Source organism: Microbacterium sp. NC79 (assembly GCF_019061125.1).
Taxonomy (GTDB): domain Bacteria; phylum Actinomycetota; class Actinomycetes; order Actinomycetales; family Microbacteriaceae; genus Microbacterium.
Genome location: NZ_JAHQYI010000002.1, coordinates 41,707 through 64,097 on the forward strand (window position 1 = coordinate 41,707; position 22,391 = coordinate 64,097).

Annotated in this window: 23 protein-coding genes and 1 pseudogene; 9 read left to right on the plus strand and 15 right to left on the minus strand. The window is 63.6% G+C overall.

What is annotated here, in order from left to right:
- Window positions 1-139 precede the first annotated feature (139 nt).
- On the minus strand, window positions 140-1,678 hold the full coding sequence (locus KTJ77_RS10385) for an HNH endonuclease signature motif containing protein (RefSeq protein WP_217338481.1): 1,539 nt from the start codon (window positions 1,676-1,678) through the stop codon (window positions 140-142).
- A gap of 136 nt (window positions 1,679-1,814) precedes the next feature.
- Between KTJ77_RS10385 and KTJ77_RS10390 the strand changes: the two genes are divergently transcribed.
- The 5 genes from KTJ77_RS10390 to KTJ77_RS10410 all read left to right on the plus strand — a co-directional run bounded on the left by KTJ77_RS10390 (window position 1,815) and on the right by KTJ77_RS10410 (window position 5,834).
- Window positions 1,815-2,234 (plus strand): GNAT family N-acetyltransferase, encoded by a 420-nt coding sequence (locus tag KTJ77_RS10390; RefSeq protein ID WP_217338482.1) that lies wholly within the window; start codon window positions 1,815-1,817, stop codon window positions 2,232-2,234.
- Window positions 2,235-2,423: 189 nt separating this feature from the next.
- Window positions 2,424-2,783 carry a helix-turn-helix transcriptional regulator gene (locus KTJ77_RS10395; protein ID WP_141386901.1) on the plus strand — a complete coding sequence of 120 codons (360 nt, stop codon included), beginning with the start codon at window positions 2,424-2,426 and terminating at the stop codon, window positions 2,781-2,783.
- Window positions 2,780-4,690: a cation-translocating P-type ATPase gene (locus KTJ77_RS10400; RefSeq protein ID WP_217338483.1), complete on the plus strand. Its 1,911-nt coding sequence runs from the start codon at window positions 2,780-2,782 to the stop codon at window positions 4,688-4,690. Before KTJ77_RS10395 ends, KTJ77_RS10400 begins: the two co-directional genes overlap by 4 nt.
- Window positions 4,690-5,298, plus strand: coding sequence for a cadmium resistance transporter (locus KTJ77_RS10405; protein ID WP_141386902.1), 609 nt, complete (start codon window positions 4,690-4,692; stop codon window positions 5,296-5,298). The genes KTJ77_RS10400 and KTJ77_RS10405 overlap by 1 nt, the downstream gene beginning before the upstream one ends.
- Window positions 5,295-5,834: a signal peptidase II gene (locus KTJ77_RS10410; protein WP_254367759.1), complete on the plus strand. Its 540-nt coding sequence runs from the start codon at window positions 5,295-5,297 to the stop codon at window positions 5,832-5,834. The genes KTJ77_RS10405 and KTJ77_RS10410 overlap by 4 nt, the downstream gene beginning before the upstream one ends.
- 269 nt (window positions 5,835-6,103) lie before the next feature.
- Here the strand turns inward: KTJ77_RS10410 and KTJ77_RS10415 are convergent, their stop codons facing one another.
- The 5 genes and pseudogenes from KTJ77_RS10415 to KTJ77_RS10430 form a co-directional block, all read right to left on the minus strand.
- A complete protein-coding gene (locus KTJ77_RS10415) occupies window positions 6,104-7,093 on the minus strand; it encodes a hypothetical protein (RefSeq protein WP_217338484.1) in 990 nt (329 codons plus the stop codon).
- Window positions 7,094-7,138: 45 nt separating this feature from the next.
- Entirely contained in the window at window positions 7,139-7,372 is a 234-nt protein-coding gene (locus KTJ77_RS13440) for a hypothetical protein (protein ID WP_254367760.1), read from the minus strand.
- Window positions 7,373-7,591: pseudogene (locus KTJ77_RS13725) on the minus strand (ASCH domain-containing protein); the annotation flags it as partial.
- A complete protein-coding gene (locus tag KTJ77_RS10425) occupies window positions 7,576-9,600 on the minus strand; it encodes a GNAT family N-acetyltransferase (protein ID WP_217338486.1) in 2,025 nt (674 codons plus the stop codon). The gene KTJ77_RS10425 and the pseudogene KTJ77_RS13725, both read right to left, overlap by 16 nt.
- A 75-nt stretch (window positions 9,601-9,675) precedes the next feature.
- Window positions 9,676-9,990 carry a hypothetical protein gene (locus tag KTJ77_RS10430; RefSeq protein WP_217338487.1) on the minus strand — a complete coding sequence of 105 codons (315 nt, stop codon included), beginning with the start codon at window positions 9,988-9,990 and terminating at the stop codon, window positions 9,676-9,678.
- A 216-nt stretch (window positions 9,991-10,206) separates the two neighbouring features.
- Here KTJ77_RS10430 and KTJ77_RS10435 point away from each other — a divergent pair, with 216 nt between their 5' ends.
- Window positions 10,207-10,731, plus strand: coding sequence for an HAD domain-containing protein (locus tag KTJ77_RS10435; RefSeq protein ID WP_217338488.1), 525 nt, complete (start codon window positions 10,207-10,209; stop codon window positions 10,729-10,731).
- A 50-nt stretch (window positions 10,732-10,781) separates the two neighbouring features.
- On the opposite strand, the gene KTJ77_RS10440 is transcribed toward KTJ77_RS10435, so the two are convergent.
- On the minus strand, window positions 10,782-11,156 hold the full coding sequence (locus KTJ77_RS10440) for a MerR family transcriptional regulator (protein ID WP_217338855.1): 375 nt from the start codon (window positions 11,154-11,156) through the stop codon (window positions 10,782-10,784).
- A gap of 194 nt (window positions 11,157-11,350) precedes the next feature.
- Here KTJ77_RS10440 and KTJ77_RS10445 point away from each other — a divergent pair, with 194 nt between their 5' ends.
- Window positions 11,351-12,868 carry a SulP family inorganic anion transporter gene (locus KTJ77_RS10445; protein WP_217338489.1) on the plus strand — a complete coding sequence of 506 codons (1,518 nt, stop codon included), beginning with the start codon at window positions 11,351-11,353 and terminating at the stop codon, window positions 12,866-12,868.
- Between the two features lie 68 nt (window positions 12,869-12,936).
- On the opposite strand, the gene KTJ77_RS10450 is transcribed toward KTJ77_RS10445, so the two are convergent.
- The 5 genes from KTJ77_RS10450 to trxB are packed head-to-tail and all read right to left on the minus strand — an operon-like array spanning window position 12,937 to window position 16,753.
- On the minus strand, window positions 12,937-13,344 hold the full coding sequence (locus tag KTJ77_RS10450; protein ID WP_217338490.1) for an arsenate reductase ArsC: 408 nt from the start codon (window positions 13,342-13,344) through the stop codon (window positions 12,937-12,939).
- A gap of 25 nt (window positions 13,345-13,369) precedes the next feature.
- The gene (locus KTJ77_RS10455) at window positions 13,370-14,362 is read right to left on the minus strand and encodes a metalloregulator ArsR/SmtB family transcription factor (protein WP_217338491.1); all 993 of its coding nucleotides are present in this window, start codon (window positions 14,360-14,362) and stop codon (window positions 13,370-13,372) included.
- A complete protein-coding gene (arsB, locus tag KTJ77_RS10460; protein WP_217338492.1) occupies window positions 14,359-15,456 on the minus strand; it encodes an ACR3 family arsenite efflux transporter in 1,098 nt (365 codons plus the stop codon). The genes KTJ77_RS10455 and arsB overlap by 4 nt, the downstream gene beginning before the upstream one ends.
- Window positions 15,453-15,779: a thioredoxin gene (trxA, locus tag KTJ77_RS10465; RefSeq protein WP_217338493.1), complete on the minus strand. Its 327-nt coding sequence runs from the start codon at window positions 15,777-15,779 to the stop codon at window positions 15,453-15,455. Before trxA ends, arsB begins: the two co-directional genes overlap by 4 nt.
- Window positions 15,776-16,753, minus strand: coding sequence for a thioredoxin-disulfide reductase (gene trxB, locus KTJ77_RS10470; protein WP_217338494.1), 978 nt, complete (start codon window positions 16,751-16,753; stop codon window positions 15,776-15,778). The genes trxA and trxB overlap by 4 nt, the downstream gene beginning before the upstream one ends.
- Before the next feature lie 126 nt (window positions 16,754-16,879).
- On the opposite strand from trxB, the gene KTJ77_RS10475 reads away from it, so the two are divergent.
- Window positions 16,880-17,281, plus strand: coding sequence for a low molecular weight phosphatase family protein (locus KTJ77_RS10475; protein WP_217338495.1), 402 nt, complete (start codon window positions 16,880-16,882; stop codon window positions 17,279-17,281).
- A gap of 48 nt (window positions 17,282-17,329) precedes the next feature.
- Here KTJ77_RS10475 and KTJ77_RS10480 read toward each other — a convergent pair whose 3' ends face one another.
- The 3 genes from KTJ77_RS10480 to KTJ77_RS10490 all read right to left on the minus strand — a co-directional run bounded on the left by KTJ77_RS10480 (window position 17,330) and on the right by KTJ77_RS10490 (window position 21,853).
- Window positions 17,330-17,974 (minus strand): hypothetical protein, encoded by a 645-nt coding sequence (locus KTJ77_RS10480; RefSeq protein ID WP_367948906.1) that lies wholly within the window; start codon window positions 17,972-17,974, stop codon window positions 17,330-17,332.
- A gap of 816 nt (window positions 17,975-18,790) precedes the next feature.
- A complete protein-coding gene (locus KTJ77_RS10485) occupies window positions 18,791-19,534 on the minus strand; it encodes a TnsA-like heteromeric transposase endonuclease subunit (RefSeq protein WP_217338496.1) in 744 nt (247 codons plus the stop codon).
- Between the two features lie 477 nt (window positions 19,535-20,011).
- Window positions 20,012-21,853, minus strand: coding sequence for a DUF2207 domain-containing protein (locus tag KTJ77_RS10490; protein WP_217338497.1), 1,842 nt, complete (start codon window positions 21,851-21,853; stop codon window positions 20,012-20,014).
- A 77-nt stretch (window positions 21,854-21,930) separates the two neighbouring features.
- Between KTJ77_RS10490 and KTJ77_RS10495 the strand changes: the two genes are divergently transcribed.
- Window positions 21,931-22,365, plus strand: a complete 435-nt coding sequence (locus KTJ77_RS10495) for a MarR family winged helix-turn-helix transcriptional regulator (RefSeq protein ID WP_217338498.1) — start codon at window positions 21,931-21,933, stop codon at window positions 22,363-22,365.
- Window positions 22,366-22,391 lie beyond the last annotated feature (26 nt).

Genomic DNA, 22,391 nt, shown 5'->3' on the forward strand with positions numbered 1-22,391 from the left:
CATTCATGCACGTTGTGCGGCCGTTCCTGGCGCTCCCGTGCAGGATGCGGCGGGTGGCCTCGCATCACGCGATGGACCGAATGGGCCGCCGAACGCGGGCGATGGACGCAGCGGGTGATGGACGCAGCAGGTAGTCTCGCTAGATCTCGGGTGGTGCCGCGCTGGTTCGGCGCCGCCCTGTGGTACCGGGCGGTTGCTTGAGTCGATGCGCGCGACGTGTCAGTCGTAGCGACGACGTGGTGTTGCGGCGCCAGCGACCGGTTGGGTCGATCCACCCGGGCGCGCGCACTTCGGGCACGCCCTCCTGCATGCGTATCGTCCACCCCGATATTTCGAGATATCGATGATGGAACCAGCACAGCAGCACCCCATTGTCGGTGTGGGTTTCGCCGCCGCGGGCGTGCTCGTCAACATGGTGGATTTCGCACCATGCAGCCGGAACCTGGCACCCCGGGATGACGCATCCGCCGTCCCTCAGGGAAATCGCTCGGCGCTGGTTGCTCGTAAAGATGCGCTGCGGACTGGAAATGTTGGTGACGCGGCCATCTTCGAGCGTGACGCGCTGGATGGTTCCGGCGCATGCGGCATGATGCGCAGCAGCGAGCGGAACCGTGGCTCCGGTGGCGGGGAGGAAGGCCGTTCCGTGGCCGGTTGCGAGCGCCGTTTCATCAGCCATGACGAGGAGGGTAGGTGCGGCACCACCGAGCATGGGCGCGTCTTCGCTGGCGGCGGCGATCGTGAAGGCCATGACGAGTGCGTCGTGGCCTTTTTGAGCCGCGGTGCGTGGGTCGACAACGTTGTCGTCGGCGCAGCGGCAGTTTTTCGTGTCTTCACATGCGCAGTGTTCGGGCCTGTGCTCGGAGTCGGAGAACGAGACGCGGGTGTGGCGCGGGGTGCCAACGGCATCGAAAAAGCGCTGGATTTGCTCGGCGCCCTCGGGGAGGATGAGCCCGTGAAGCTCCACGAGCCCATCGCGCACGGTGCCGAGAGTCACGCCGCGCTTGCGTAGTGCCGCCTGCTCAATGGGTTCGGCACCATCGGGATCGATCGCACTCGCCCATGCGGTGGCATGAATACGAATCACATCGGCTGTCGCCGGCATGGTGGCGTTAGTCTTCGTCTCGCCCGTCGCCGGATCAAATTCATCACCACGCACGGTTGCGGAAAGCGCCTGATCGGCAATGGCAACAAGCGCCGGCTCGAGTATGCGACCGCGCGGTTGCAGCGCACCGACAATCGTGAAGGCCGCGTCGATGCCGGCAGCACCGTCGTGAAGCGCCTCGCGGAGCGCCGGAAGCGCCGCCGGGAGTTCTTCGCCGGTTGTGATTGAACGGTTCGGCGTCGTTGCCTGCGCGACGCGAAGCATCTTGCGCGCCGTTGCCCCCGCGACGCGAGTCGTGAGTTGGATGACGTCGGAGACGGAACCACACCCAAGCCGGGTGGTGAGCCGCTCAGCAACGTCTGCCGTCGCTGAGCGCTGCTGAATGGTTCCGGCACCCGCAATCAGAAGCGATTCGGCGGCGCGAAGGGCGTCACCGGCGGCCGTCATGATGCCGATCGCCTCGCCATCATCAGCGAGCGCGAGCGCCCCGGACGCGTGGAATTCTTGCGTCTGCCGAGTGAACACCGCGATGGCATCGCGCAATTGCGATGCCGGGGTCTGCGGTGTTTCTTCCATGTCTTCACCCTCTCACCAACCACCGACATTGAGAGGGTAAATATGGCTGGTGAGAGTGCTTTTACCTGGGTGTTTGCTGGGAGAAATTTCCAACCCGAGAACTGGTCACGCCAGCGACACATGCCAGGCTGGTGACATGCCCATCTCCTACGCCGTCAACGACTATCCGGCCCGCGATGACCTCGTTGGACTGTACGAATCCGTCGAGTGGATTGCCTATACGAAAGACCCTGAGCGTTTAACTCGCGCGGTGGCAGCGTCGTTGACGGTGGCGACCGCACGCGATGAGGCCGGCGCGCTCGTCGGCCTCGCGCGAGTGGTCGGCGACGGCCTCACAATCGCGTACTTGCAGGACGTGCTTGTACGCCCCGACCACCAGCGAAAGGGAATCGCACGAGAACTCTGCCGCCTCGCATTCGAGCCCTCCGCCGACGTGCGTCAAAAAGTTCTCATGACCGATGACGAGCCAGAACAACGAGCCTTCTACGAATCCATCGGCTTCACCGAGGTGCGTGATCTCCCGTTCCCGATCCGCGTATTCGCGCGATTCGAATAGACACCATCCCGTCCAGCGAACGCATAATGTCCGATCTCACTGGTGTTGTCGCGAGATGAGACACATGTACCTCGGATTCTTGCGCACAAGCGACCAGCCGCGTTCGATCTGTCGTCTCACCAGAGGTGTTGGTTTTGGTGACACCCAGTCGAACTAGAAATATGTCACCGGTGACTGTATAGTCAGTGCGTGCTGACTATTGCTTCCCGTATCGATGTAATGAACCGGCTTGGCCGGGCGATGGCCGATCCGACGCGTTCACGGATCCTGATGACCCTGCTCGAAGGGCCAAGCTATCCGGCCGTCCTTTCGCGCGATCTGGTACTCACTCGGTCGAACGTGTCGAATCACCTGACATGTTTGCGCGATTGTGGGATCGTCGTCGCTGAGCCCGAGGGCCGCCAGACTCGTTACGAGATCGCCGACCCGCATCTCGCCGCTGCGCTCGTCGCGCTCGTAGACGTGACGCTGGCTGTGGATGAGCACGCGCCGTGCGTGGACTCGGCCTGCACGGTGGCTGGCTGCTGTGGCGCGGGAGCGGACGCGTGAGCGCGGCGTGTGGTTGCGAGCACGAGCCTGCCACCGCGGCGAACGAGGAAATCGAAGAGGCGGAGCGTCCCTGGTGGAGGGACCGCGGGGTCATGGTGCCGGTGTTCTCCGGCGTTGCGTTCCTCGTCGGTCTGATCCTCGAGTGGTCCAGCCTCGAGATCCCGGCGCTGGTGCTGTTCTGGGTCGGTCTGCTGCTCGGCGCCTCGACGTTCACGCCCGGCGCGATCCGGAAGCTGTTCAAGGGCAAGCTCGGCATCGGTCTACTGATGACGATCAGCGCCGTCGGTGCAGTCATCCTCGGCTACGTGGAGGAGGCCGCAGCTCTCGCGTTCTTGTACTCGATCGCGGAGGCGCTCGAGGACAAGGCGATGGACCGCGCCCGCGGCGGGCTCCGCGCACTGCTCAAGCTCGTGCCGGAGACGGCAACCGTGCTGCAGGGCGGCACCACCGTGCAGGTGCAGGCAAGAGAGCTGACGGTCGGCCAAATCATGGTGGTCCGCCCGGGCGAGCGGATCGCCACCGATGGTGTCGTGCGTTCTGGTCGCTCCAGCCTGGACACCTCGGCGATCACCGGGGAATCGATCCCGGTCGAGGTGGAGCCCGGCGATGCAGTGTCGGCCGGTGCGATCAACAGCGCCGGCGCGCTAGAGGTCGAGACGACGGCTGCGGGCACCGACAACTCGCTCACGACGATCGTGGAGCTGGTAGAGAAAGCACAGACTGAGAAGGGCGAGCGTGCTCGTCTCGCGGACAGGATCGCCCGCCCGCTCGTTCCCGGTGTTCTGATCCTCGCGGCACTCGTCGCGATCATCGGGTCGCTGCTGGGCGATCCGGAGGTATGGATCACTCGCGCGCTCGTCGTGCTAGTCGCAGCTTCTCCGTGTGCACTCGCGATCTCGGTACCACTCACGGTCGTCGCGGCGATCGGCGCCGCGAGCAAGTTCGGCGTGATCATCAAGTCCGGTGCCGTCTTCGAGCGCTTTGGCACCGTCCGGCACGTTGCCCTCGACAAGACCGGCACCCTCACCCGCAACGAGCCCATGGTTACCGCTGTCCTCACCGCAGATGGCGTGTCGGAGGCTCAGGCTCTGGCGTGGGCGGCCGCACTGGAGCAGCACAGCACGCATCCTCTCGCGGCCGCGATCACGGCGGCCGCTCCGGGTGTCACAGCCGCTGCGGACGTAACCGAGCGGGCGGGTCACGGCATTGACGGCACGGTCGACGACTCGAGAATCACTGTGGGAAGCCCCCGCTGGCTGGACGCCGGCGCGCTCGGGGATCGGGTCGCGGGGCTAGAGGAGCAGGGCATGACCGTCGTGATCGTGCATCGTGACGGGACGCCGATCGCCGCGATCGGTGTCCGTGACGAACTGCGCCCAGAAGTCCCCGAGGTGGTCGGAACTCTCACCGGTCAGGGCATCGGCGTGACGATGCTCACCGGCGACAACGCCCGGACTGCCCGTGCGCTCGCTGCGCAGGCCGGGATCAGTGACGTGCGCGCGGAGTTGCGCCCGGAGGACAAGGCGGCCGCGATCGCGGAGCTATCGAAGGTAGGGCCGGTCGCGATGATCGGTGACGGCATCAACGATGCCCCGGCCCTCGCCGGCGCAGACATCGGCATCGCGATGGGAGCGACCGGCTCCGACGCAGCGATCGAATCCGCCGACGTGGCCTTCACCGGCCATGATCTGCGTCTCATCCCGCGCGCGTTCGACCACGCCCGGCGCGGTCGACGGATCATCAACCAGAACATCATCCTGTCGCTGCTGATCATCACCGCACTGGTCCCGCTCGCGCTCTTCGGCGTGCTGGGGCTCGCGGCGGTCGTCCTGGTCCACGAGGTCGCCGAGGTCATCGTTATTCTCAACGGCCTGCGCGCCGCCCGCACTCCGCGAGTGAAGAGCTGATGCTCGCGACCATCGGATCAGCGATCGGCCTGTTCGCTGCGACCAACATCGACGACATTGTCGTGCTCACCGTGCTGTTCCTCGCCTCCAGCCGAGGAAAGCCGCGACCGTGGCAGATCGTCGCTGGCCAGTACCTCGGGTTCATCACCCTCGTCGTGATCAGCGTGATCGCCGCGCTCGGCCTCACGATCGTCCCGGACGAATGGGTGGGCTTCCTCGGGCTGATCCCGCTCGGCATCGGCATCTGGACGCTCGTGCGCGGCTTGCGTCGAAACGGTGATGACGACGATGATGACGCCAAGATCACCGCGGTCGGACTCTGGGGCGTCGCCGGGATCACGATCGCCAACGGGGCCGACAACATCTCCCTCTACACGCCGATCTTCCGCACCAGCGCCCCCGGCGACGTCGCGATCATGATCGTCGTGTTCCTCATCCTCGTCGCCGTCTGGTGCGCTGCCGGACGACTGATCGGCACCAACAAGGCCGTCACCGAGGGGCTGGAACGCATCGAGCACTGGCTCGTACCGGCCGTGTTCATCGGTCTGGGCTTGTTCATTCTGATCGAATCTGGGGTCATTGTCCGTCTGATCGAGGTGCTCGCATGACCTCCTCCCAGAATGAGGCTCGCCCGCCCGCTGCGCGCAAGCTGTCGTCGACGCGGCGGTGGCAGCTCACTGGTGGAGCGCTCCTGATCGCCGTGGTTGTCGTCCTGATTGATCAGGGAACGAAAGTGTGGGCCGAAGCGACCCTCACCGAGCGTGAGCGCATCCCGCTGATCGGTGACCTGCTGGGTTTGCAGCTCGCCTATAACCCGGGAGCGGCATTCTCGTTCGGCGAAGACTTCACCTGGGTGTTCGCGCTGCTCGCTGTCGCCGCTACCGTCACAGCGATCGTGTTCGCGTTCCGAGTTCAACGCCGGGGGTGGGCCATCGTCGTCGGTGCGCTCGGTGGAGCCGCAGCATCACACGCAGGCGACCGTCTCTTCCGAGATCCTGGATTCGCCCGCGGACATGTCGTGGACTTCCTCGCCTACGGAAACTGGTTCATCGGGAACATCGCCGACATCGTGATCTTCACCGCTGCTATCGCCGGAGCCCTCCTGGCGATCCGCAACGACACCGAACGAAAGAACGAAACGTAGATCTCATCCAGGAGCAATCTACAACTCCGATGAGAATCTACAACTCCAGTGAGACGTTCTACAGGTACGTGAGATTTCTACAGATCCGGTGAGACTGGACAACCACATCGCTGTCCGATCTCACGAGACCTGTCATGAGATGAGACGAACGATCACCGGAATCACGCGAAATCTCTAGCGCGACCCGCCGCTGATTTGTCTCACCCGAGTTGTCAGAATCTGCGACGAAGCGTGTCTCGGTGTTTCGGTCAGGCGAGATCCGAGGCGTCCTACCCAGCCAAGATAGAGCAGAGGATCATCGCCTGTCGGATTGCGTTTCTGGCGTCGTCTGCGGTCACGACGATGCGCTGACCCACCTTCAGCGATGAGTAGTTCACGATTTGCAGATACTTCGTATCGACAAGCCCGCCGGCGTGCACGTGTGCGTGACGTGTTGCCCAAAGCTTCGTGAGGAGAACCCAGTCGACATCTGGGACGAGTCGCGGATCGATATCCAGGTGAGCGGAGTAGAGGTCGGCCAGGTCATCCAGCCTCTGAAAGACGTTGCCTTTTCCTTTTAGGATTTGACCCGCAGGTTCGACGCGGCGTTCGAACTCAGCCCGCGCCAATCGCTCAACGACGCCCACGACTCTGCTGAGCGTGTCGACTGCAATACGGTCGAACACTCCTTGCTCTCTCAAGGCGGCTCGTTGGGGGCCGGGAATGCTGTCGAGCGCGCTCAGCTTCGCGGCTTCCGCTCCCAGCGCATCGCGGGCGACCTCGCCTGCATCGAGAGCTCCGCTGGCGGGGCAGAACGAGTGCTCGCCAAAGACGGCATAGCGGATACCGCACGTCACGCACGTTCGCTCCCTGACAAGCTGCTCCTCGTCGATATCTGGGAGAGGCTGTGGATAGAAGGGCGTCGACCTGTAGGTGATCTTCACGAACTTGTTGCTTCGACCTGATCGTCCGAGACCTCCGAAGGCCTCGGATATGAGTTGCATCGCGGCGTCCTGGGCAACGCGCATCACGCGTTCTTGCTGCTGCGAGGTCACGAAGCTTGTGTGCTCCTCTTGATGTCCGCAGTACGGACAGGTCAGGATCAGATCGTCGGGAAGCGCCTTGTAGTCATCTAGATGCATCCTGAAGATCTGCTGGCACGCTGGGCACTCGCGTCCGAAGTAGCCGTGCTCGTCAGACGGTATAGAGACGCGAAACGTCTCATTCCCTGATTCATCACGTCCCTCATAGCTTGCGCCATCAGCGGTGCGAAAGGTCATAAGGGAAGTCTCTCAGCTTGCACCGACACTAGCCACGCACGCGTACTAGGACGCCGGTAGGCTCTCTGCTCCGCTGGTCGCGATCAGAGCCACCTGATCCGCATCGAGATAGCGGAAGCTCTGAGGCGGCTCAAGGCCAAGGAGAGTCCGCAAGGACGCCAACGAGACAGGCCGTGCCCACGTTTGTGGGTCCTCCACTTCAAGCAGAGTGGAGGCTTCGGCGCCATCAAGGTACTTGCCGAGCGCGTCTTCGGCGATGCCGATCGCGTCGGAGTGCATCTCCCAGACGCGGTCGGAAGGAACTGTGCTTGTTTGTTTGAGGCGCACAGTGCCCAGAACCGCTCTCTCGGGGGAGCTGGAGTACAGAACAACTGTGGTGCCGGGTGGCACCTCTGGGAATCGCCGTCGCACTTCGACGGTTTTTCGTCCTTCGAGAATCGCGCGCGCGTACCTTGGTTTCACTGAGATGAGCAGCGCCCTTTTCATCTGGCTTCCCATCCTGGCTGCGTGCGGATGAGGTCGTCGAAAAGACCGGGAGCCCCGGTACGTGTTGTGAGTAGCGACGTCGTGGTTCCGTGCTTGCGGAGCAGCGCGTCGAACGAGCGCTTGCCGACGGGCTGGTCAAGCACCTGCGTGTCTTCGAACCTCAGCACAAGCACCTTTCCGTCAATCGCATGACCTTGGATCTCGCCTCGGTGCAGGACGCCGAGTGATCGATACTTCTCAGCCGCGTCCTGGACGTCCAGTACTTCAGCATCGAGTACGCGGGAGTGTGCCACCACAGCTCGGACGGCGCTAGTCTCTCGCGCCCTGGGATCTTTGGTCACGTACCAAAGCACGCGAGTCGGGATGTCCCAGTGTCTCATCTTCGGTGCAGCGAAGTAGACGAACTCGCGGGCGAGCCCCAGCGCAGGGCGTTCGCGCAGCTGGATCAGCGTGTCATTGAACCCGAGGAGCTCGCGCGCATACCGCGGTTGAATAGGCACGACGCGCACTGGAACAGCTTTGTCGAGCACGATCTGGGGCCAGTTCTTTCGCTCGTAGTCAGCGACCGCGCCTGGGGTCTCTAGCGACTCAGTCTGGGCCGCGCGAGGGTGACGACCTAGTTTCACCGCGAGGGGCGCCCCCTCGAAACCATCTGCGACCAGGGCGGCTCGAAGCACTTCATCGACCACGTCGTCGACGACCTCAACGGCCGTCGCGCCTCGTTCCAATGCCAACGCCCGAAGGTATCGTGTGAGCTGAAACGCGATGGTGCCGCCGAGTGATCCCCGCGCGACGCGGATCACCGCAACCGACAGCACGACACCGCGGACCTCGGCCGAGAGCAGGGCACGTTTCCGCCCTCGCTCGTCAACCAGCAGGTCGATCCTCGCACTAGCAGGTCTCGCAAGAACGGCATGAAGCCGTTTCCGGAACTGCTTGCCTTTCTCGCCTTTGTGAACTTCGACGAACACCTCCTCGAGACCAGAGGATGATGCCGTCACTTCTTCCCAGCGAAGTCCGACCGACTCGAGTTGTCCTGAGCGGAACTCCGTTGGGGCGGACGGCGGAATGAATGTCCTAAGAAGATCAACTGGTCGGAGAACATCGATCGCGTATTCTTCGCGTGACCAGCTCGCGGTCGCGGCGAGGAAGGTCTCGTCCCGCGTCACGAAGTAGTCAGCCCCGGCGAGGACCGCATCCGCCAGATGCTTGGCGTCGCTACGAAGGCTGCGGTCTCGTGCCGTGAGCTCGGTCGGCATTCTTCGGAGGATGTCCGACGCGAGGGACCGCATGCCGTCTTGCCGTCGCAAAGCAACCAGTCCGCTGAGGTTGCGCTGTACGCGTTGCCGTTCGGACGCAGGCTCAAGATGGTTCACCTCAAACGACACCTCGGGCGAAACGGCGAGGTCAACGACGTCAACTAGCCAGTCCGCCGCAAGTCCCTTGGATTCTTCACGATCCGGGCGATCCATCTGATCTGAGACGTACAGATCGATCACAACGTTCGAATCAAGGACAGCGATCGGTCGAGATGACTCGTAAAGCGCACTCTCCAGCAGGTCGAACTGCCCGATCTTCCTCGTCCAAATCGTGAGCACCGAGCCCTTCGCCGCCCTGCCCGGGCGCTCACCCGTCGGCGCCATGTCAAGCGAATGCCAAAACCCATCGATCTCGTAGTCTGACCGGCAATGCGCCGTGATTAGTGCACGATCTGGATTCGCCGTGATCGCTGCATCGACCATCCCCTTTGCAAGACCGGTACCGCGAGCAGCCTCTCCGACGCAGACGTGGACGAGCTTCAGAGTCTGCTGCCGAGGCGTGCTGTACAGCACATATCCCTGCACCGTGCCATCGACGCTGCCCACAATCAACCGCCCCCGGGACCGAGCCTCTTCGAACGCCGCATAGGGCAGATGCCCCAGCGTGGAGCGATGATCTCGGTGCAGTTCCAGCACGCGAGAATACTCAGAATCGGCCTGCGAGCGGTCAGCGCTCCAGGCGAATATCTGAACCCGCGCCATAGCGCCTATGGTAGGGGCTAGTTGTGAAGGCTCTGTCAACGCCACAGCCCGGTATCGCAGCAGCCCCCTCTACCGTCACGATCGGTTGAGGGTATGCCCGAACACTGTTTCTGGCGAGAGGGCGTTCGGATCCCGGCGGTAGCGCGCGAGGATGTGGACGAATGAGCGTTCGTCGCGGCGACCGACCCCACTCAGGATCGCCGCCTCCGCGGCCTGCTGATCGACTGGTTCGTAGGTCATCGTGTGGTCGAAGTAGAAGTCCTCGTAGAGCCCGGCGTTGAGATGGAACTTTCCAGTATTTTGCACGTGCGTGTACAGGCGCTTCTGGTCACTCTCGAACGCAACCCAGACAGGCACGCCATCAGGGGTCCTCACGAGGTAGAGATTCATAGTCATCGCCTCCCGTTTACATCTTGCGCCATTCGGGGCACGTGCAGGCGGTCGTCCGAGCAATGGATCGACGCGGATTGAGCTGTCCGCAGCGGTGTCGTGAGCATCGCGCTCGGCGTATGAGTGACCAGCTTGAGCTCACGATCACAACCTGGGAGGCTTCGCTCTGAAACGTCGCCGCCCGGGGCGCACGATGACCCGAAGGAGACGACAGAAGTGCCATCGTCAGCCAACCAATCCCAACGGGGGCTTCTCGTCCTCGACGTCGACGGAACTGTCTCTCGGATCTTCCGTGAAGAAGAGCACAGCCTGCATCAGAACGAGTCGGGATGGCGTTCGTGGATGAGCGTTGATGATGACGTGGTCGATGCACTCGACAGCCTCGTCGAGAGTTCTCAGATTGACGTTGCGTGGCTGACGACATGGCCTCACGATCAAGTCGCTTGGCTCGTGCACGAACCTCTTCGCGGCAAGCTTTCGGGCCCTTACGTGCCCTGGCAGAACTGGCCGAAGCAGGGCTGGCGATTGCAGAGTTTGATTTCATACGTACGCGAGGTGAAACCCTCGGTCGTGGCCTGGGCGGATGATCGTGCCCCAGAAGACGCTGCACGACGGCTGACTGGAATGACAGAGGTTCCTTCGTTCGTCGTGCGGCCCAACAAGTTCGTGGGTCTCACGCTCGAGAACGTCGACAAGATCGCAACTGCGCTCGACCGCTTCGATGATCCTGGCCGTGCTTGAGAAATCCTCACCATCCGAGCCGGCCACTTCCGAGCTCAGGTCAACCTGGGCTAAGGCAGTGGCGTTCCCGATGACAGGTGACTGAGCAATCCCACGAACTCGTCGGCCATTGCGAGTTGTTCGGTGAGCTTCTCTCGTCGAATCCGTGCACCCTCTCTGATGTCGTCGAGACGGGCACGTAGAGGAGCGCTGGCCGGAGTCACGGCCAGGGCATCGACGACGTCCAGTAGCTCGCGCATCTCGTCGAGGGTGTACCCGAGAGGCTTCATCCTACGAATGAGCAGCAGTCGTTCGACATCCTTCTCCGTGTAGAGCCGGAAATTTCCTTCGGTGCGCGCGGATGGCGCGACGAGGCCGGCATCTTCCCAGTGCCGGAGGGTACGGAGAGACAGGGATGTACGTTCGGTGACCTCACCGATGCGCATGGTTTCGTCGTTGCCCAACGGCCACCTTCAATCGATTTCCTCGCAACACTCACGTTACGTTAGAGTTGCACGCGGCGCGGTTCTCGCGCCGCCACCCCTCATCTTCTCGCGTCGGCCTGACCGACGCCTGCGCACCGCTGCGCTCCCATTCGTTTCCCGCGCTCTCACGAGAGAGCCCAACACTCGGAGGGCACATGACTGCCGTCACCCCCACCCGCGACTCTGCCTCGCGGTATCGCATCGAACCCACCGTCATGCAGGCGCTGCGCAGCCCGCGCCTGCTCACGCGCGAAGTACTCGCCGGCCTCGTCGTCGCACTCGCCTTGATTCCGGAGGCGATCGCGTTCTCGATCATCGCTGGCGTCGACCCGCGCGTCGGCCTGTTCTCATCCTTCATCATGGCGGTCGCGATCGCGTTCCTCGGCGGCCGCCCCGCGATGATCACCGCAGCGACCGGCGCGATCGCGCTCGTCATCGCGCCGGTCGCCCGCGAGTACGGCATGGACTACTTCATCGCCACTGTTCTTCTCGGCGGGCTCATCCAGATCATCCTCGCCCTCCTCGGCGTCGCCAAGCTGATGCGCTTCATCCCGCGATCGGTGATGGTCGGGTTCGTGAACGCCCTGGCGATCCTGATCTTCACGTCCCAACTTCCCCAGCTCTTCGACGTGCCCTGGCTGGTCTACCCGCTCGTGGCAGTCGGACTCCTGGTGATGTTCCTCATGCCGCGCATCACGAAGGTCGTCCCGGCGCCGCTCGTCGCGATCGTGCTGCTCACCGCTGCCGTCGTCGTCTTCGCCTGGAACGTCCCAAACGTGGGTGACCAGGGCGAGCTCCCCCAGAGCCTGCCCGAGCTGTTCATTCCGAACGTGGCGCTGAACCTGGATACTCTGCAGATCATCGCACCCTACGCTCTCGCCATGGCCGTCGTCGGCCTTCTCGAGTCGCTCATGACCGCGAAGCTCGTCGACGACATCACCGACACCCACTCGCGCAAGACCCGCGAGGCCCTCGGGCAAGGGGCCGCGAACATTCTCTCGGGAGCGTTCGGCGGCATGGGCGGTTGCGCGATGATCGGCCAGACCATGATCAACGTCAAGGCCTCCGGCGCACGCACCCGCATTTCAACCTTCCTCGCCGGAGTCTTCCTGCTCGTGCTTATCCTCGCTCTCGGCGACGTGGTGGCGATCATCCCCATGGCGGCGCTTGTTGCTGTCATGGTCGTCGTCTCGATCGCCACGTTTGACTGGCACAGCATCCGTTGGGGAACTCTCAAGCGGATGCCCAAGAGCGAGACCGCCGTGATGCTCATCACCGTCATTGCGACCGTCTGGACGCACAATCTCGCGGTCGGCGTCATCCTCGGTGTGATCGCTGCGATGATCATGTTCGCGCGTCGCGTCGCTCACTTCGTGAGCGTCACCCGACTGCTCAGTGAGGATGGTGCCACAGCGCACTACGCCGTCGACGGAGAACTGTTCTTCGCCTCCAGCAACGACCTCACCACGCAATTCGAGTACGCCGAGGACCCTGCCACCGTGGTCATCGACATGAGCCGATCTCACGTCTGGGATGCCTCCACGGTTGCTGCCCTCGATGCGATCGTCACCAAGTACGAACACCACGGGAAAAACGTCACCATCGAAGGCCTGAATGACACCGCGGCAGCCTTCCACGGCCGCCTCACCGGCAATCTCGGCGCCGGGCATTGAGCCCCTGAAGCGAGAGAGGGAGGGGGCTGCCACGCGGCGACCCCCTCTCCGGCAGGCACCGGTCTGATTCAGATCAGTTCGCTCACCAGCTGTTCGATGCGCGCACGGATGTCATCACGAATGGGACGCACGGCGTCGATTCCCTGTCCGGCCGGGTCGTCGAGCTTCCAGTCCTCGTAGCGCTTGCCGGGGAAGAACGGGCAGGCATCGCCGCATCCCATGGTGATGACGACGTCGGATGCCTGCACGGCTTCTGTCGTGAGCACTTTGGGTTGCTCTGCGGTGATGTCGATTCCGAGTTCATTCATTGCCTCGACGGCAATCGGGTTGATCTGGTCGGCGGGCATGGAGCCGGCTGAGCGGACTTCGATGCGGTCGCCGGCGATGTCGCGGAGGAACCCTGCAGCCATCTGAGAGCGGCCGGCGTTGTGTACACAGACGAAGAGGACGGAGGGCGTGGTGGTCGAGTCAGTCATGGTGGCTCCTGGTGAGAGGGGTTGGTCAATGAAGTAGGTCGTCGACGAGCGCGCGCACGCGTCCGGCGATATCGTCGCGGATGGCCTCGACCCCGTCGCGCGAGGCCAGGGCGGGGTCTCCGACGGCCCAGTCGTCGTAGCGCACACCGGGGATGATCGGGCAGACGTCGCCGCACCCCATCGTGATGACGACGTCGGCCGCACGGACGGCATCATCGGTGAGGGGCTTGGGGAAGCGGTCTGCCGCGCGGTCGCCTTCGATCTCAGTGAGAAGTGAGCGGACATGCGGATGAATAACATCCGCGGGAGCAGACCCTGCCGAGCGCGCCACGACCTTGCCACCGGCGAGCTTGTTGACGAGCGCGGCGGCAAGCTGCGAACGGCCGGCGTTGGCGACGCAGACGAAGAGCACCTGCGGAACCGACGCATCGCGGTCGCGGGTGAGGTCGGCGAGTCGTTGCCGGGCGAAGCGTTCGGTCAAAGGCACCAGGGCAGAGGTGACTCTGGCGGTGCGCGCGAGCGAGGTGTGGGACTCTCGGACGATGGTGAGAACGACGTTGGGGTCCAGCTCGGGAACTTCCGCGGCGAGCTCGTCGGCGAGATGAGTGACACGCGCGTCGAAGTCGGGTCGTGGCTCATCGTGGCCGTCGGCCAGACTCCAGGGCGCGAGCGTGGCGGGCGCGAACGACTCCAGCAGGGCCGTCACTGCGCTACGCAGGCTCGGGTTGATGCGGTACCAGACCCAGGTTCCGCGGCGCTCCGACGTGAGCACGTCGACATCCTTGAGCACCTTCAGGTGGTGCGACACAGTGGGCTGCGCGACGTCGGCGAGTTCGGCGAGGTCGCAGACGCACGACTCCCCACGCGGGTCGGAGGCGATGGCCGACAGCATCCGCAGCCGCAGCGGATCCGAGAGCGCCTTCAAGGTCGCTGCCACTGAGGAGGCTGCCTCCAGCCCGATCGCGTGCGTGGTGACGGGACTGCAGGTATCGTCTGCGGTCGTCAGGGTGACATTCATGACTGCATCCTCTCAGCGGTGAATGGATCGGTGTGGAACCAGCGGCGGGCAGCCCAGAGCGAGACATAGACGAGCCCGACCAGCACAGGCACCTCGATCAGAGGGCCGACCACGCCGGCGAGAGCCTGGCCCGAGGTCGCACCGAAGGTACCGATGGCCACGGCGATGGCGAGTTCGAAGTTGTTGCCGGCGGCGGTGAACGCCAGGGTCGACGATCGTGCGTATCCGAGCCCGAGCGCCTTGCCGGCGAAGAGGCCGATGAACCACATGATCGCGAAGTACGCCAGCAGCGGGAGTGCGATCCGGGCAACGTCCCAGGGGCGGCTCGTGACCTGTTCGCCCTGTAGCGCGAACAGCAGCACGATCGTGAACAGCAAGCCGCAGAGGGCCCAGGGGCCAATCTTCGGGAGGAAACTGTCTTCATACCAGTCGCGTCCCTTCGTGCGCTCCCCAATGAAGCGGGAGGCGAAACCGGCGATGAGGGGGATGCCGAGGAAGATCAGGACGTTCAGCGCAATCTGTCCGATCGAGATATCCAGGCCCTGGGAGTCGAGGCCGAGCCAGCCGGGCAGGACGGTGAGGTAGAACCAGCCGAGCAACGAGAAGGCGATGACCTGGAAGACGGAGTTGATGGCGACGAGCACCGCTGCGGCTTCGCGGTCGCCGCAGGCGAGGTCGTTCCAGATGACGACCATGGCGATGCAGCGCGCGAGGCCGACGATGATGAGCCCCGTGCGGTATTCGGGGAGGTCAGGCAGGAACGCCCAGGCGAGGGCGAACATCAGTGCCGGGCCGATGAGCCAGTTGAGAGCCAAGGATGAGATCAAGAGTCTCTTGTCCCCGGTGACGGCGGCGACCTTGTCGTAGCGAACCTTCGCGAGGACCGGGTACATCATCACCAGCAGGCCGAGGGCGATCGGGATCGATATCCCTCCAACTTCGAGGTGGGCGAGAAGTTCGGATACGCCCGGGATGAAGCGGCCGATGAGAATCCCGCCGACCATGGCGAGACCGATCCAGAGCGGCAGCCACCGGTCGAGGGTCGACAGTCGGCGGGTGGCCGGTGCGGTGGTGGACACGGTTGCGGTGCTCATGCGAGGAGCGCCTCCATCTTCTCTGCGATGACCGGCTTCGGGTGGGCGCCGATGAGCATGTCGACGCGCGCGCCACCCGTGTAGAAGCCGAGGGTCGGAATCGAGGTAACGCCAACGGCGGTCACGGTCTCGGGGTTCTGGTCGGCGTCGAGCTTGACGATCTTCACGCGACCGTCGTACTCGGCGGCAAGTTGATCCAGGATGGGTGCGACCTGCTTGCAGGGCCCACACCAGGTCGCCCAGATGTCGACGACAACGGGAATCTCGGAATCGATGACCTCCGTTTGGAAGGTGGCATCTGTGATCGTGATGGGCGCGCTCATGCGAAGACCTCCTCGGTCTGGTGCGATACGGGGGCGGCTTCGCCCAGCGCAGCAAGGTAGTGCTGGGCATCTTGTGCGGCGGCGCATCCGGTGCCGGCGGCGGTGATCGCCTGACGGTAGGTGTGGTCGACGAGATCGCCGGCGGCGAAGACTCCCGCGAGGTTCGTGCGGGTGGAGGGGTGCTCGACGAGCACGTAGCCATCACCATCCATGTCGACGAGGCCGGTGACGATCTCGGAGCGCGGGTCGTGGCCGATGGCGACGAAGACTCCCGTGGCCGGGAGCGTCTGCTCGACACCCGTGGCCGTATCGCGGAGTGCGACGGCCTCGACCTTCTCGACGCCGATGAGCCCGACGACCTCGCTGTTCCAGGCGACTTCGATCTTCGGGTGGTCGAGTACGCGCTGCGCCATGATCTTCGAGGCGCGGAATTCGGCGCGGCGGTGCACGACGGTGACCTTCGACGCGAACCTGGTGAGGAACAGTGCCTCTTCCATGGCGGAGTCCCCACCGCCGACGACGACGATCTCCTGCTCACGGAAGAAGAACCCGTCGCAGGTGGCGCACCAGGAGACGCCACGGCCGGTGAGACGCTCCTCGTCCGCGATGCCGAGCTTGCGGTATGCGGAGCCCATGGCCAGGATGACCGCGCGAGCGAGGAATGTCTCCCCGGCGCCCGTCTCGACCGTCTTGATGGGGCTGTCGAGGTCGACCAGGACGGCGTCGTCGAGGAAGATGCGGGCACCGAAGCGCTCGGCCTGTGCGCGCATCGACTCCATCAGCTCGGGTCCTTGGACGCCGCCGACGAAACCGGGGAAGTTTTCGACCTCGGTCGTTGTCATCAGCGCGCCGCCGGCCGTCACGGAACCGGCAAGCACCACGGGGGCGAGTCCCGCGCGCGCCGCGTACACGGCCGCGGTGTAGCCCGCAGGGCCGGACCCGATGATGACCAGTTCCACTTCTTGAATCGACATGTGTCTATATTGACACGTGTCAATACTGTCTGCAACCGTTGCTCAAGGAGTTCACCTACTCGTCACCTGGCGAACAGATCATGCAGGTGGAGCAATCGAGACAGTCAATCAATCAAAGGACGCCAGATGACCCACCCCAAGACGGTTCTGTTCATATGCAAGCACAATGCGGGGCGCTCCCAACTCGGCGCCCATCTCCTGACACACATCGGCGATGAGCGACTTGTCGCGACGAGTGCGGGAATCACCCCGGCCGAGACGATCAACCCAGCCGTCGCAGCATCGCTGCACGAGCTCGGCATCGACACGTCTGCGGTCAGGCCGCGAGCGGTCACGCCTGAAGATCTCGACGCGGCCGACGTCGTGGTCCTGATGAAGCCGGGACTTCCACTGCCGGGCGCGGTGCGCGGAGAACTGATCGAGTGGTCGTTCCCGGACCCGTCGAATTGGGAAGCCGATGGCGTGCGTAGTCTCCGCGACGCCATCGATGTGAAGGTCCGCGACCTGGCGGCTCGACTCGTCAGCTAATGATTGAGGGGTGGGACCACAGACCATCCCACCCCTCATGAGCTGAGATCAGCCGACAGTGACGGGCCGCGCGCCGATCTGCAGGGTTTCGGGGACTGCGCAGCAGCCACCCGCATTGTCGTCGTAGGCGCCGGATCCACCGCACACACCAGTGTCGGGGAGAGCGAGTTCGTTGCGGGCAGCTGCCTCGTGGTCGCCGACGAGGTGCGCGGCGACACTGCGCACCTGCTCGTATCCGGTCAAGGCGAGGAAGGTCGGGGCCCGCCCGTAGGACTTCACGCCGACGATGAACAACCCTTGTTCCGGCTGCGCGAGCTCTCGTGCGCCCGTCGCGGCGACCGAGCCACAGGAGTGGATGTTCGGGTCGATCTCGGGGGCGATGCCTGCGACCGCCTCGAGCGTGGGATCGAGGTCGACCCTGAGCTCTCGCAGCATCCCGGTGTCGGGGCGGAAGCCCGTCAGTGCGAACACTCGCCCGACAGCCCTCACCTCGCGTCCGTCTTCAGCGACGATCGTCAAGCCATCCCCGGCCTGCTGGAACTCGGCGACACGGAATCCTGTCACCAGGTCGACGACCCCGTCGTCGATCACCTTGCGTGCGCGGGAGCCGAGCGCCGCGCGCTCTGGCAGCTCGTCGCCGATTCCGCCACCGAAGACATTTGCGGCGCTCCCTCTGCGCAGCAGCCAGGTCACGCGCGTTCCCGGCGACCGGCGGGCCAGCTCGCTCAGACGCAGCACAGCATGCGTGGCGGAGTGCCCCGCTCCCACGACAACGATGTGCGAACCGGCGACCTCTGATACGTCGGCCGGGATGCGGTAGGAGATCGCATCCGACGCCGCGGCTTCGCCGAGGGCCGGGAAGCCATCCGCGCCCGCGGGATTCGGGAGACCGTTTCATCAGGCGATAGACCGTTGCCCTGCTGGGCACGTCAACGGCGCCTCTTCCATACCGGGTTTCGAGATCGCGCTCTACCATCCAGATCAGACGGTCGGCCGTCCCGGTCGACGCTCGAGTCTGACCGTCCATCGCGGAGAGGATCGCTTCGATGAGACGCGGATCCTGTGTTGATCGAGGCTTGTCCGCCATCCCGAATCGGCGTCGATCAAGAAGCCCAGCGACGCCGAACTCGTCGAAAGCCGCGAGTTGCCGCGTCACTTTTCGCGCGTTGTAGTCCGTTCCAAGACGACGATTCACATTGTCGACGGTCACCTGGTAGCCAGGTGTCTTCTTCGTCCCTACTGCAAGGAGGTCCGAGAGTCGGTCGAGTTCTTCGAGCCACACGTCCACTACTTTGCGGTCCGCGGGTGGGAGCTCGTCAAGGACACCCAAATCCAACACGTCGGTCGTCGACCGCACTGTTGCCGGCTCGCCGCGTTCAGCGAGATCGGCGTTCAGTACCTCGAGATCCTCGCCAATCTCGGCGTTGCGCAACGTGGTGTAGGTCGCCCGGACAGCGACGACTTGCAGGTCTTCGTCGTTCCATCTCACCAAGTCGCCGGGATGGACGATCATCGGTCCACTCCGAAACGGACCATAGTGGACATGCTAAGTGGACGGCTGAGATCACATCGAGCGACGTCGGACCAGATGAGGGCGTATGCCGCTCCCAGTGCGCTGTTTGGCGGTTCACCCAGGAGCACGATGAGGTCGAGGAGTCGAATCTCTCCGGAAGCCGGCAGGTCGTTGAGAACCACTCCCTCAAGCCACTGCGGGTCGCGGTACCGCAACAGGAACCTCAGGTTCTGTTGTGTTGCTCCGGGTAGATCATCGAAAACGAGGTAGTCCCAACCCAGAGCCGCCGCCATCCGCCGAGTGAGCTCAAACTTTGCTGCATCCTCGGGTTCGATCTCTGACTTTTCCCTCACGTCGACAAGAAGAGCGGTGCCGTCCTTGCGGCGAACGAAGTAGTCGGGGGCATGTCGGCGCTTCGGGTTGCGCCAGTGAATCCACATGGGCTGACTCGACACCGCCTCGGCGCTCCGGGTTCGATCGAGACTCATGAGGAACGCCCGCTCCCAAAAGGACTCGAAGGGCACGTGCTGGCCGGTGGACGCAAGCCAGAAGCGTCCCTCGACGTTTCGCTTGTGTGGGTAGTCCGGAAACTTCCGGACGGGCGCCGTCTCCTCGAAGGCGACCGACCCGGCATCTGCCGGTGTCACCTCTCGCGCGAACCCATGAAGCGAGTATCGAATCGTGGCTGCCAGCGCGTTCGTTCCATCGATTGCCTGTAGCCAGTTGATCGTCAGCGTCATTGCGGACTCCGTTCGGGCGCCGGTGGCCGCGGAGGTGTTCCGCGGTGCGGGTCCCAACTTGACGTGAAAGCTACTCCGCTGTCGGGTTCGGCACCGACACCACGCCGCCGAGCGACAACTCCGATGAGAATCTGCAACTCCGGTGAGACGATCTGCAGGTCGGTGAGATTTCGGCAGATCCGGTGAGACAGGACAACAAAGAAAAAAATCACAAAAAGATAACGGCAAACCCTTCCCTTCGTTATCGCTCCGTTATATAGTCAATGCACGGTAGTTGTTTTGCTGTGGCAGCTACCGGCATGTGATTGCAGGACACTCTTGGTGCAAGGGATAGAGCCGGTCGGAAGCCTCTCCGACCGGCTCTATATTTTCCCCGGCCAGCACCACAATCTAGCCCGAGCGCAACAGCGCGGCAAGCGCACCCGCGACGCCAATCAAACCACCAGCGTCACCGAGCGGAAGCGCAACGCCAGCGGCTCACACGCCGCCGCCACCGCCACCACCGCCGCCGCCACCGACGGAACCGCCACCACCCGAGCCACTGCTCGACGATGATGACGATGAGGCCGGTGTGAACCCCTGCACCGTCGAGCTGAGCGCGGCCACCGTGAATGTCGTGTTGCCTGAGTACCAGTACGGCTGATATCCGCCCGCGTCGTAGTACACCTGCATCGCCTTGGTCCACTGCTTGTCAATGCCAAACACCACAGCAAACGGCAACAGCGGCTCATACAGCTTCAGCATCGAGGCCGGGTCCTGCGTGCGCACGCGCACGCGCTCGGCACCCTCGGGCGATTGCAACATTCGGATTCGATCGGCTTCGGCCCAGTTCATGAAGACTTTCAGGCCCTTCAAGTGGTCGCGAAGATCCGCACCGAGCGCCGTGTACGGCCGCTTGGTCAGCAGCCCGATCGTGATCACGCCCACCAGTCCAACAGCGAGCGCGACCACGATCGGCAGGCCATTGCCGCTCGCCTCGACAATAGAGATGGCCGTCACAATCGCGGCAGCGAAAATCGCCATAACCGCGAGCATGAACCCAATCAGCCACCCGCGTGACGGCTTGCGGCGCACGCCGCCCTTCAGTTGGGCTTGCTTCGTTTCGCTCAACAGGGCGCGCAGTTTGATCGCTCGGGACGACGACGGCGCATTGCTCACGATGGTTCCGGGTGTCGTGTTTCCGTTAAACAAAATCGACAGCAACTGCGCACCGTTAACGTCGCCTGCGCGCTGCGCATCCACCAACTCGAGAACGTACGTGCGCCCTGCCCCCTCGCGAATGCGAATGGAACCACGCACCGCCTGCTCGAGAACTTCTGCGGTGAGCGCATGGGGGCTGGAGAGCATGACGCCAGCGTTCATCGCGTCCACACCCGCGGGCGGCTCATACTGCGCCACGATGATTCCGCGTCCCTTGGCATCGCGCATCACGGTTCCGCGGACCACGAAGGCACCGATCAGCGCCGCAACTCCCGCGCCGGCAACGCCGAGCTGCACGGGCGTCACATCTTGCGACAAATAGGAACCGTCAAACGGCACGATGGTTCCCTCATCAAACCCGATGGCAATCGTGACGCCCTGATACCGGTCAAGCGCCACCCCAGAGAACTCCCACGTCACGCCATCAGCCGTCGAGCGCAATGTGCACGGCTCATTCGAGCCACTGCCACCGCGATAGCACGACGCGTTGCCGTTGAGCCCCGCGGCAAGGGAAGGATCAATGTGCAACGTCATCGACACCTCGCCGAACGGCTGCGCCCACTCGGCACCAATGACATCCCAGTAGAACTCGTCAACATCTTCCGCGTCATAGTTGACCATGACGTTTTCGAGCGTGTACGTGAAGACGTAGGTTTGCTTTCCGTTGACGTAGCCGCCAGCGCGTGACGTCATGAGATAACTGCCGTCTTCGGTTTCTGTTTCGCTCTCGCGGGCGACGCCGTCGCCGTCCGTGATCGAGATGAGGTGCGGCTGCAGCGGTGCACCGTTATAGGTCGTCGGCACGATACGACGCATGCCGCGGTTGGTGTCAGGATTAAAGAAGTCGGCGACAAATGTCTCGGTCACCACCAGCGACCCCGTGCCTTCCTCGCCCGGAATCAGCTCGTAGTCGACGTGCACACTGTCAAACGTGAAGTCATCGACCCCGGCTGCGATAACGTCGGCGGACGGAACCATGGCATGGACAGGAGACGAAGCTGCGGCAGGCGGAACCACGGGCGCAGCGGTAGATGCGGCCACGGCGGATGCGGGGAGCGCCACAAGCCCGAAGCCGATCGCCACGGTGAGGGCCACGAGATACTTGCGCAGTCTGCTCATGGGGCTATCTTAGGAATCAGCGCATCGTTTCGCCCACACAAGTCGCGGATTTATATTCATGCGTATACAATGCGATCATGAGCACCCGACGAATCGCGACCGACGCATGGGAGAGTCTCTTCCGCGCCCAGCACGAGATTCTCGCGGAACTCTCCACCGATTTTGAAGACCGCGACATCTCACAGGGTGAGTACGACGTGCTCCTCACCGTCACCCGCGCCCCCGAGATGACCGCGCGATTGCGCGATGTGACCGCCCGCATGTTGATCAGCCAGCCGAGCGTCTCTCGCCTCGTCGACCGCATGGTGCAGCGAGGATTGCTCACCAAGTGCACCGATCCTGAAGACGGCCGCGGGTCGGTTCTGACAGCAACAGAGGCTGGCGCTCACGCTTTCCGCGTGCTCGCCACAGACCACGCGCGCTCCATCGCACATCGCATGTCGGTGCTCTCCCCCGACGAGCTGCGCACCCTGCACGCGCTCACCAGCAAACTGCGCTCAACCCACCCTTAGCCCCGCCGCACCAACCCGCCCACGTA

What these genes read in the sequence shown, in the direction of transcription:
- KTJ77_RS10385 (WP_217338481.1), bottom strand. Translation starts at nt 1,678, where the DNA reads ATGGAAGAAACACCGCAGACCCCGGCATCGCAATTGCGCGATGCCATC.
- KTJ77_RS10390 (WP_217338482.1), top strand. Translation starts at nt 1,815, where the DNA reads ATGCCCATCTCCTACGCCGTCAACGACTATCCGGCCCGCGATGACCTC.
- KTJ77_RS10405 (WP_141386902.1), top strand. Translation starts at nt 4,690, where the DNA reads ATGCTCGCGACCATCGGATCAGCGATCGGCCTGTTCGCTGCGACCAAC.
- KTJ77_RS10410 (WP_254367759.1), top strand. Translation starts at nt 5,295, where the DNA reads ATGACCTCCTCCCAGAATGAGGCTCGCCCGCCCGCTGCGCGCAAGCTG.
- KTJ77_RS10415 (WP_217338484.1), bottom strand. Translation starts at nt 7,093, where the DNA reads ATGACCTTTCGCACCGCTGATGGCGCAAGCTATGAGGGACGTGATGAA.
- KTJ77_RS13440 (WP_254367760.1), bottom strand. Translation starts at nt 7,372, where the DNA reads ATGCACTCCGACGCGATCGGCATCGCCGAAGACGCGCTCGGCAAGTAC.
- KTJ77_RS10425 (WP_217338486.1), bottom strand. Translation starts at nt 9,600, where the DNA reads ATGGCGCGGGTTCAGATATTCGCCTGGAGCGCTGACCGCTCGCAGGCC.
- KTJ77_RS10430 (WP_217338487.1), bottom strand. Translation starts at nt 9,990, where the DNA reads ATGAATCTCTACCTCGTGAGGACCCCTGATGGCGTGCCTGTCTGGGTT.
- KTJ77_RS10440 (WP_217338855.1), bottom strand. Translation starts at nt 11,156, where the DNA reads ATGCGCATCGGTGAGGTCACCGAACGTACATCCCTGTCTCTCCGTACC.
- KTJ77_RS10445 (WP_217338489.1), top strand. Translation starts at nt 11,351, where the DNA reads ATGACTGCCGTCACCCCCACCCGCGACTCTGCCTCGCGGTATCGCATC.
- KTJ77_RS10450 (WP_217338490.1), bottom strand. Translation starts at nt 13,344, where the DNA reads ATGACTGACTCGACCACCACGCCCTCCGTCCTCTTCGTCTGTGTACAC.
- KTJ77_RS10455 (WP_217338491.1), bottom strand. Translation starts at nt 14,362, where the DNA reads ATGAATGTCACCCTGACGACCGCAGACGATACCTGCAGTCCCGTCACC.
- arsB (WP_217338492.1), bottom strand. Translation starts at nt 15,456, where the DNA reads ATGAGCACCGCAACCGTGTCCACCACCGCACCGGCCACCCGCCGACTG.
- trxA (WP_217338493.1), bottom strand. Translation starts at nt 15,779, where the DNA reads ATGAGCGCGCCCATCACGATCACAGATGCCACCTTCCAAACGGAGGTC.
- trxB (WP_217338494.1), bottom strand. Translation starts at nt 16,753, where the DNA reads ATGTCGATTCAAGAAGTGGAACTGGTCATCATCGGGTCCGGCCCTGCG.
- KTJ77_RS10475 (WP_217338495.1), top strand. Translation starts at nt 16,880, where the DNA reads ATGACCCACCCCAAGACGGTTCTGTTCATATGCAAGCACAATGCGGGG.
- KTJ77_RS10485 (WP_217338496.1), bottom strand. Translation starts at nt 19,534, where the DNA reads ATGACGCTGACGATCAACTGGCTACAGGCAATCGATGGAACGAACGCG.
- KTJ77_RS10490 (WP_217338497.1), bottom strand. Translation starts at nt 21,853, where the DNA reads ATGAGCAGACTGCGCAAGTATCTCGTGGCCCTCACCGTGGCGATCGGC.
- KTJ77_RS10495 (WP_217338498.1), top strand. Translation starts at nt 21,931, where the DNA reads ATGAGCACCCGACGAATCGCGACCGACGCATGGGAGAGTCTCTTCCGC.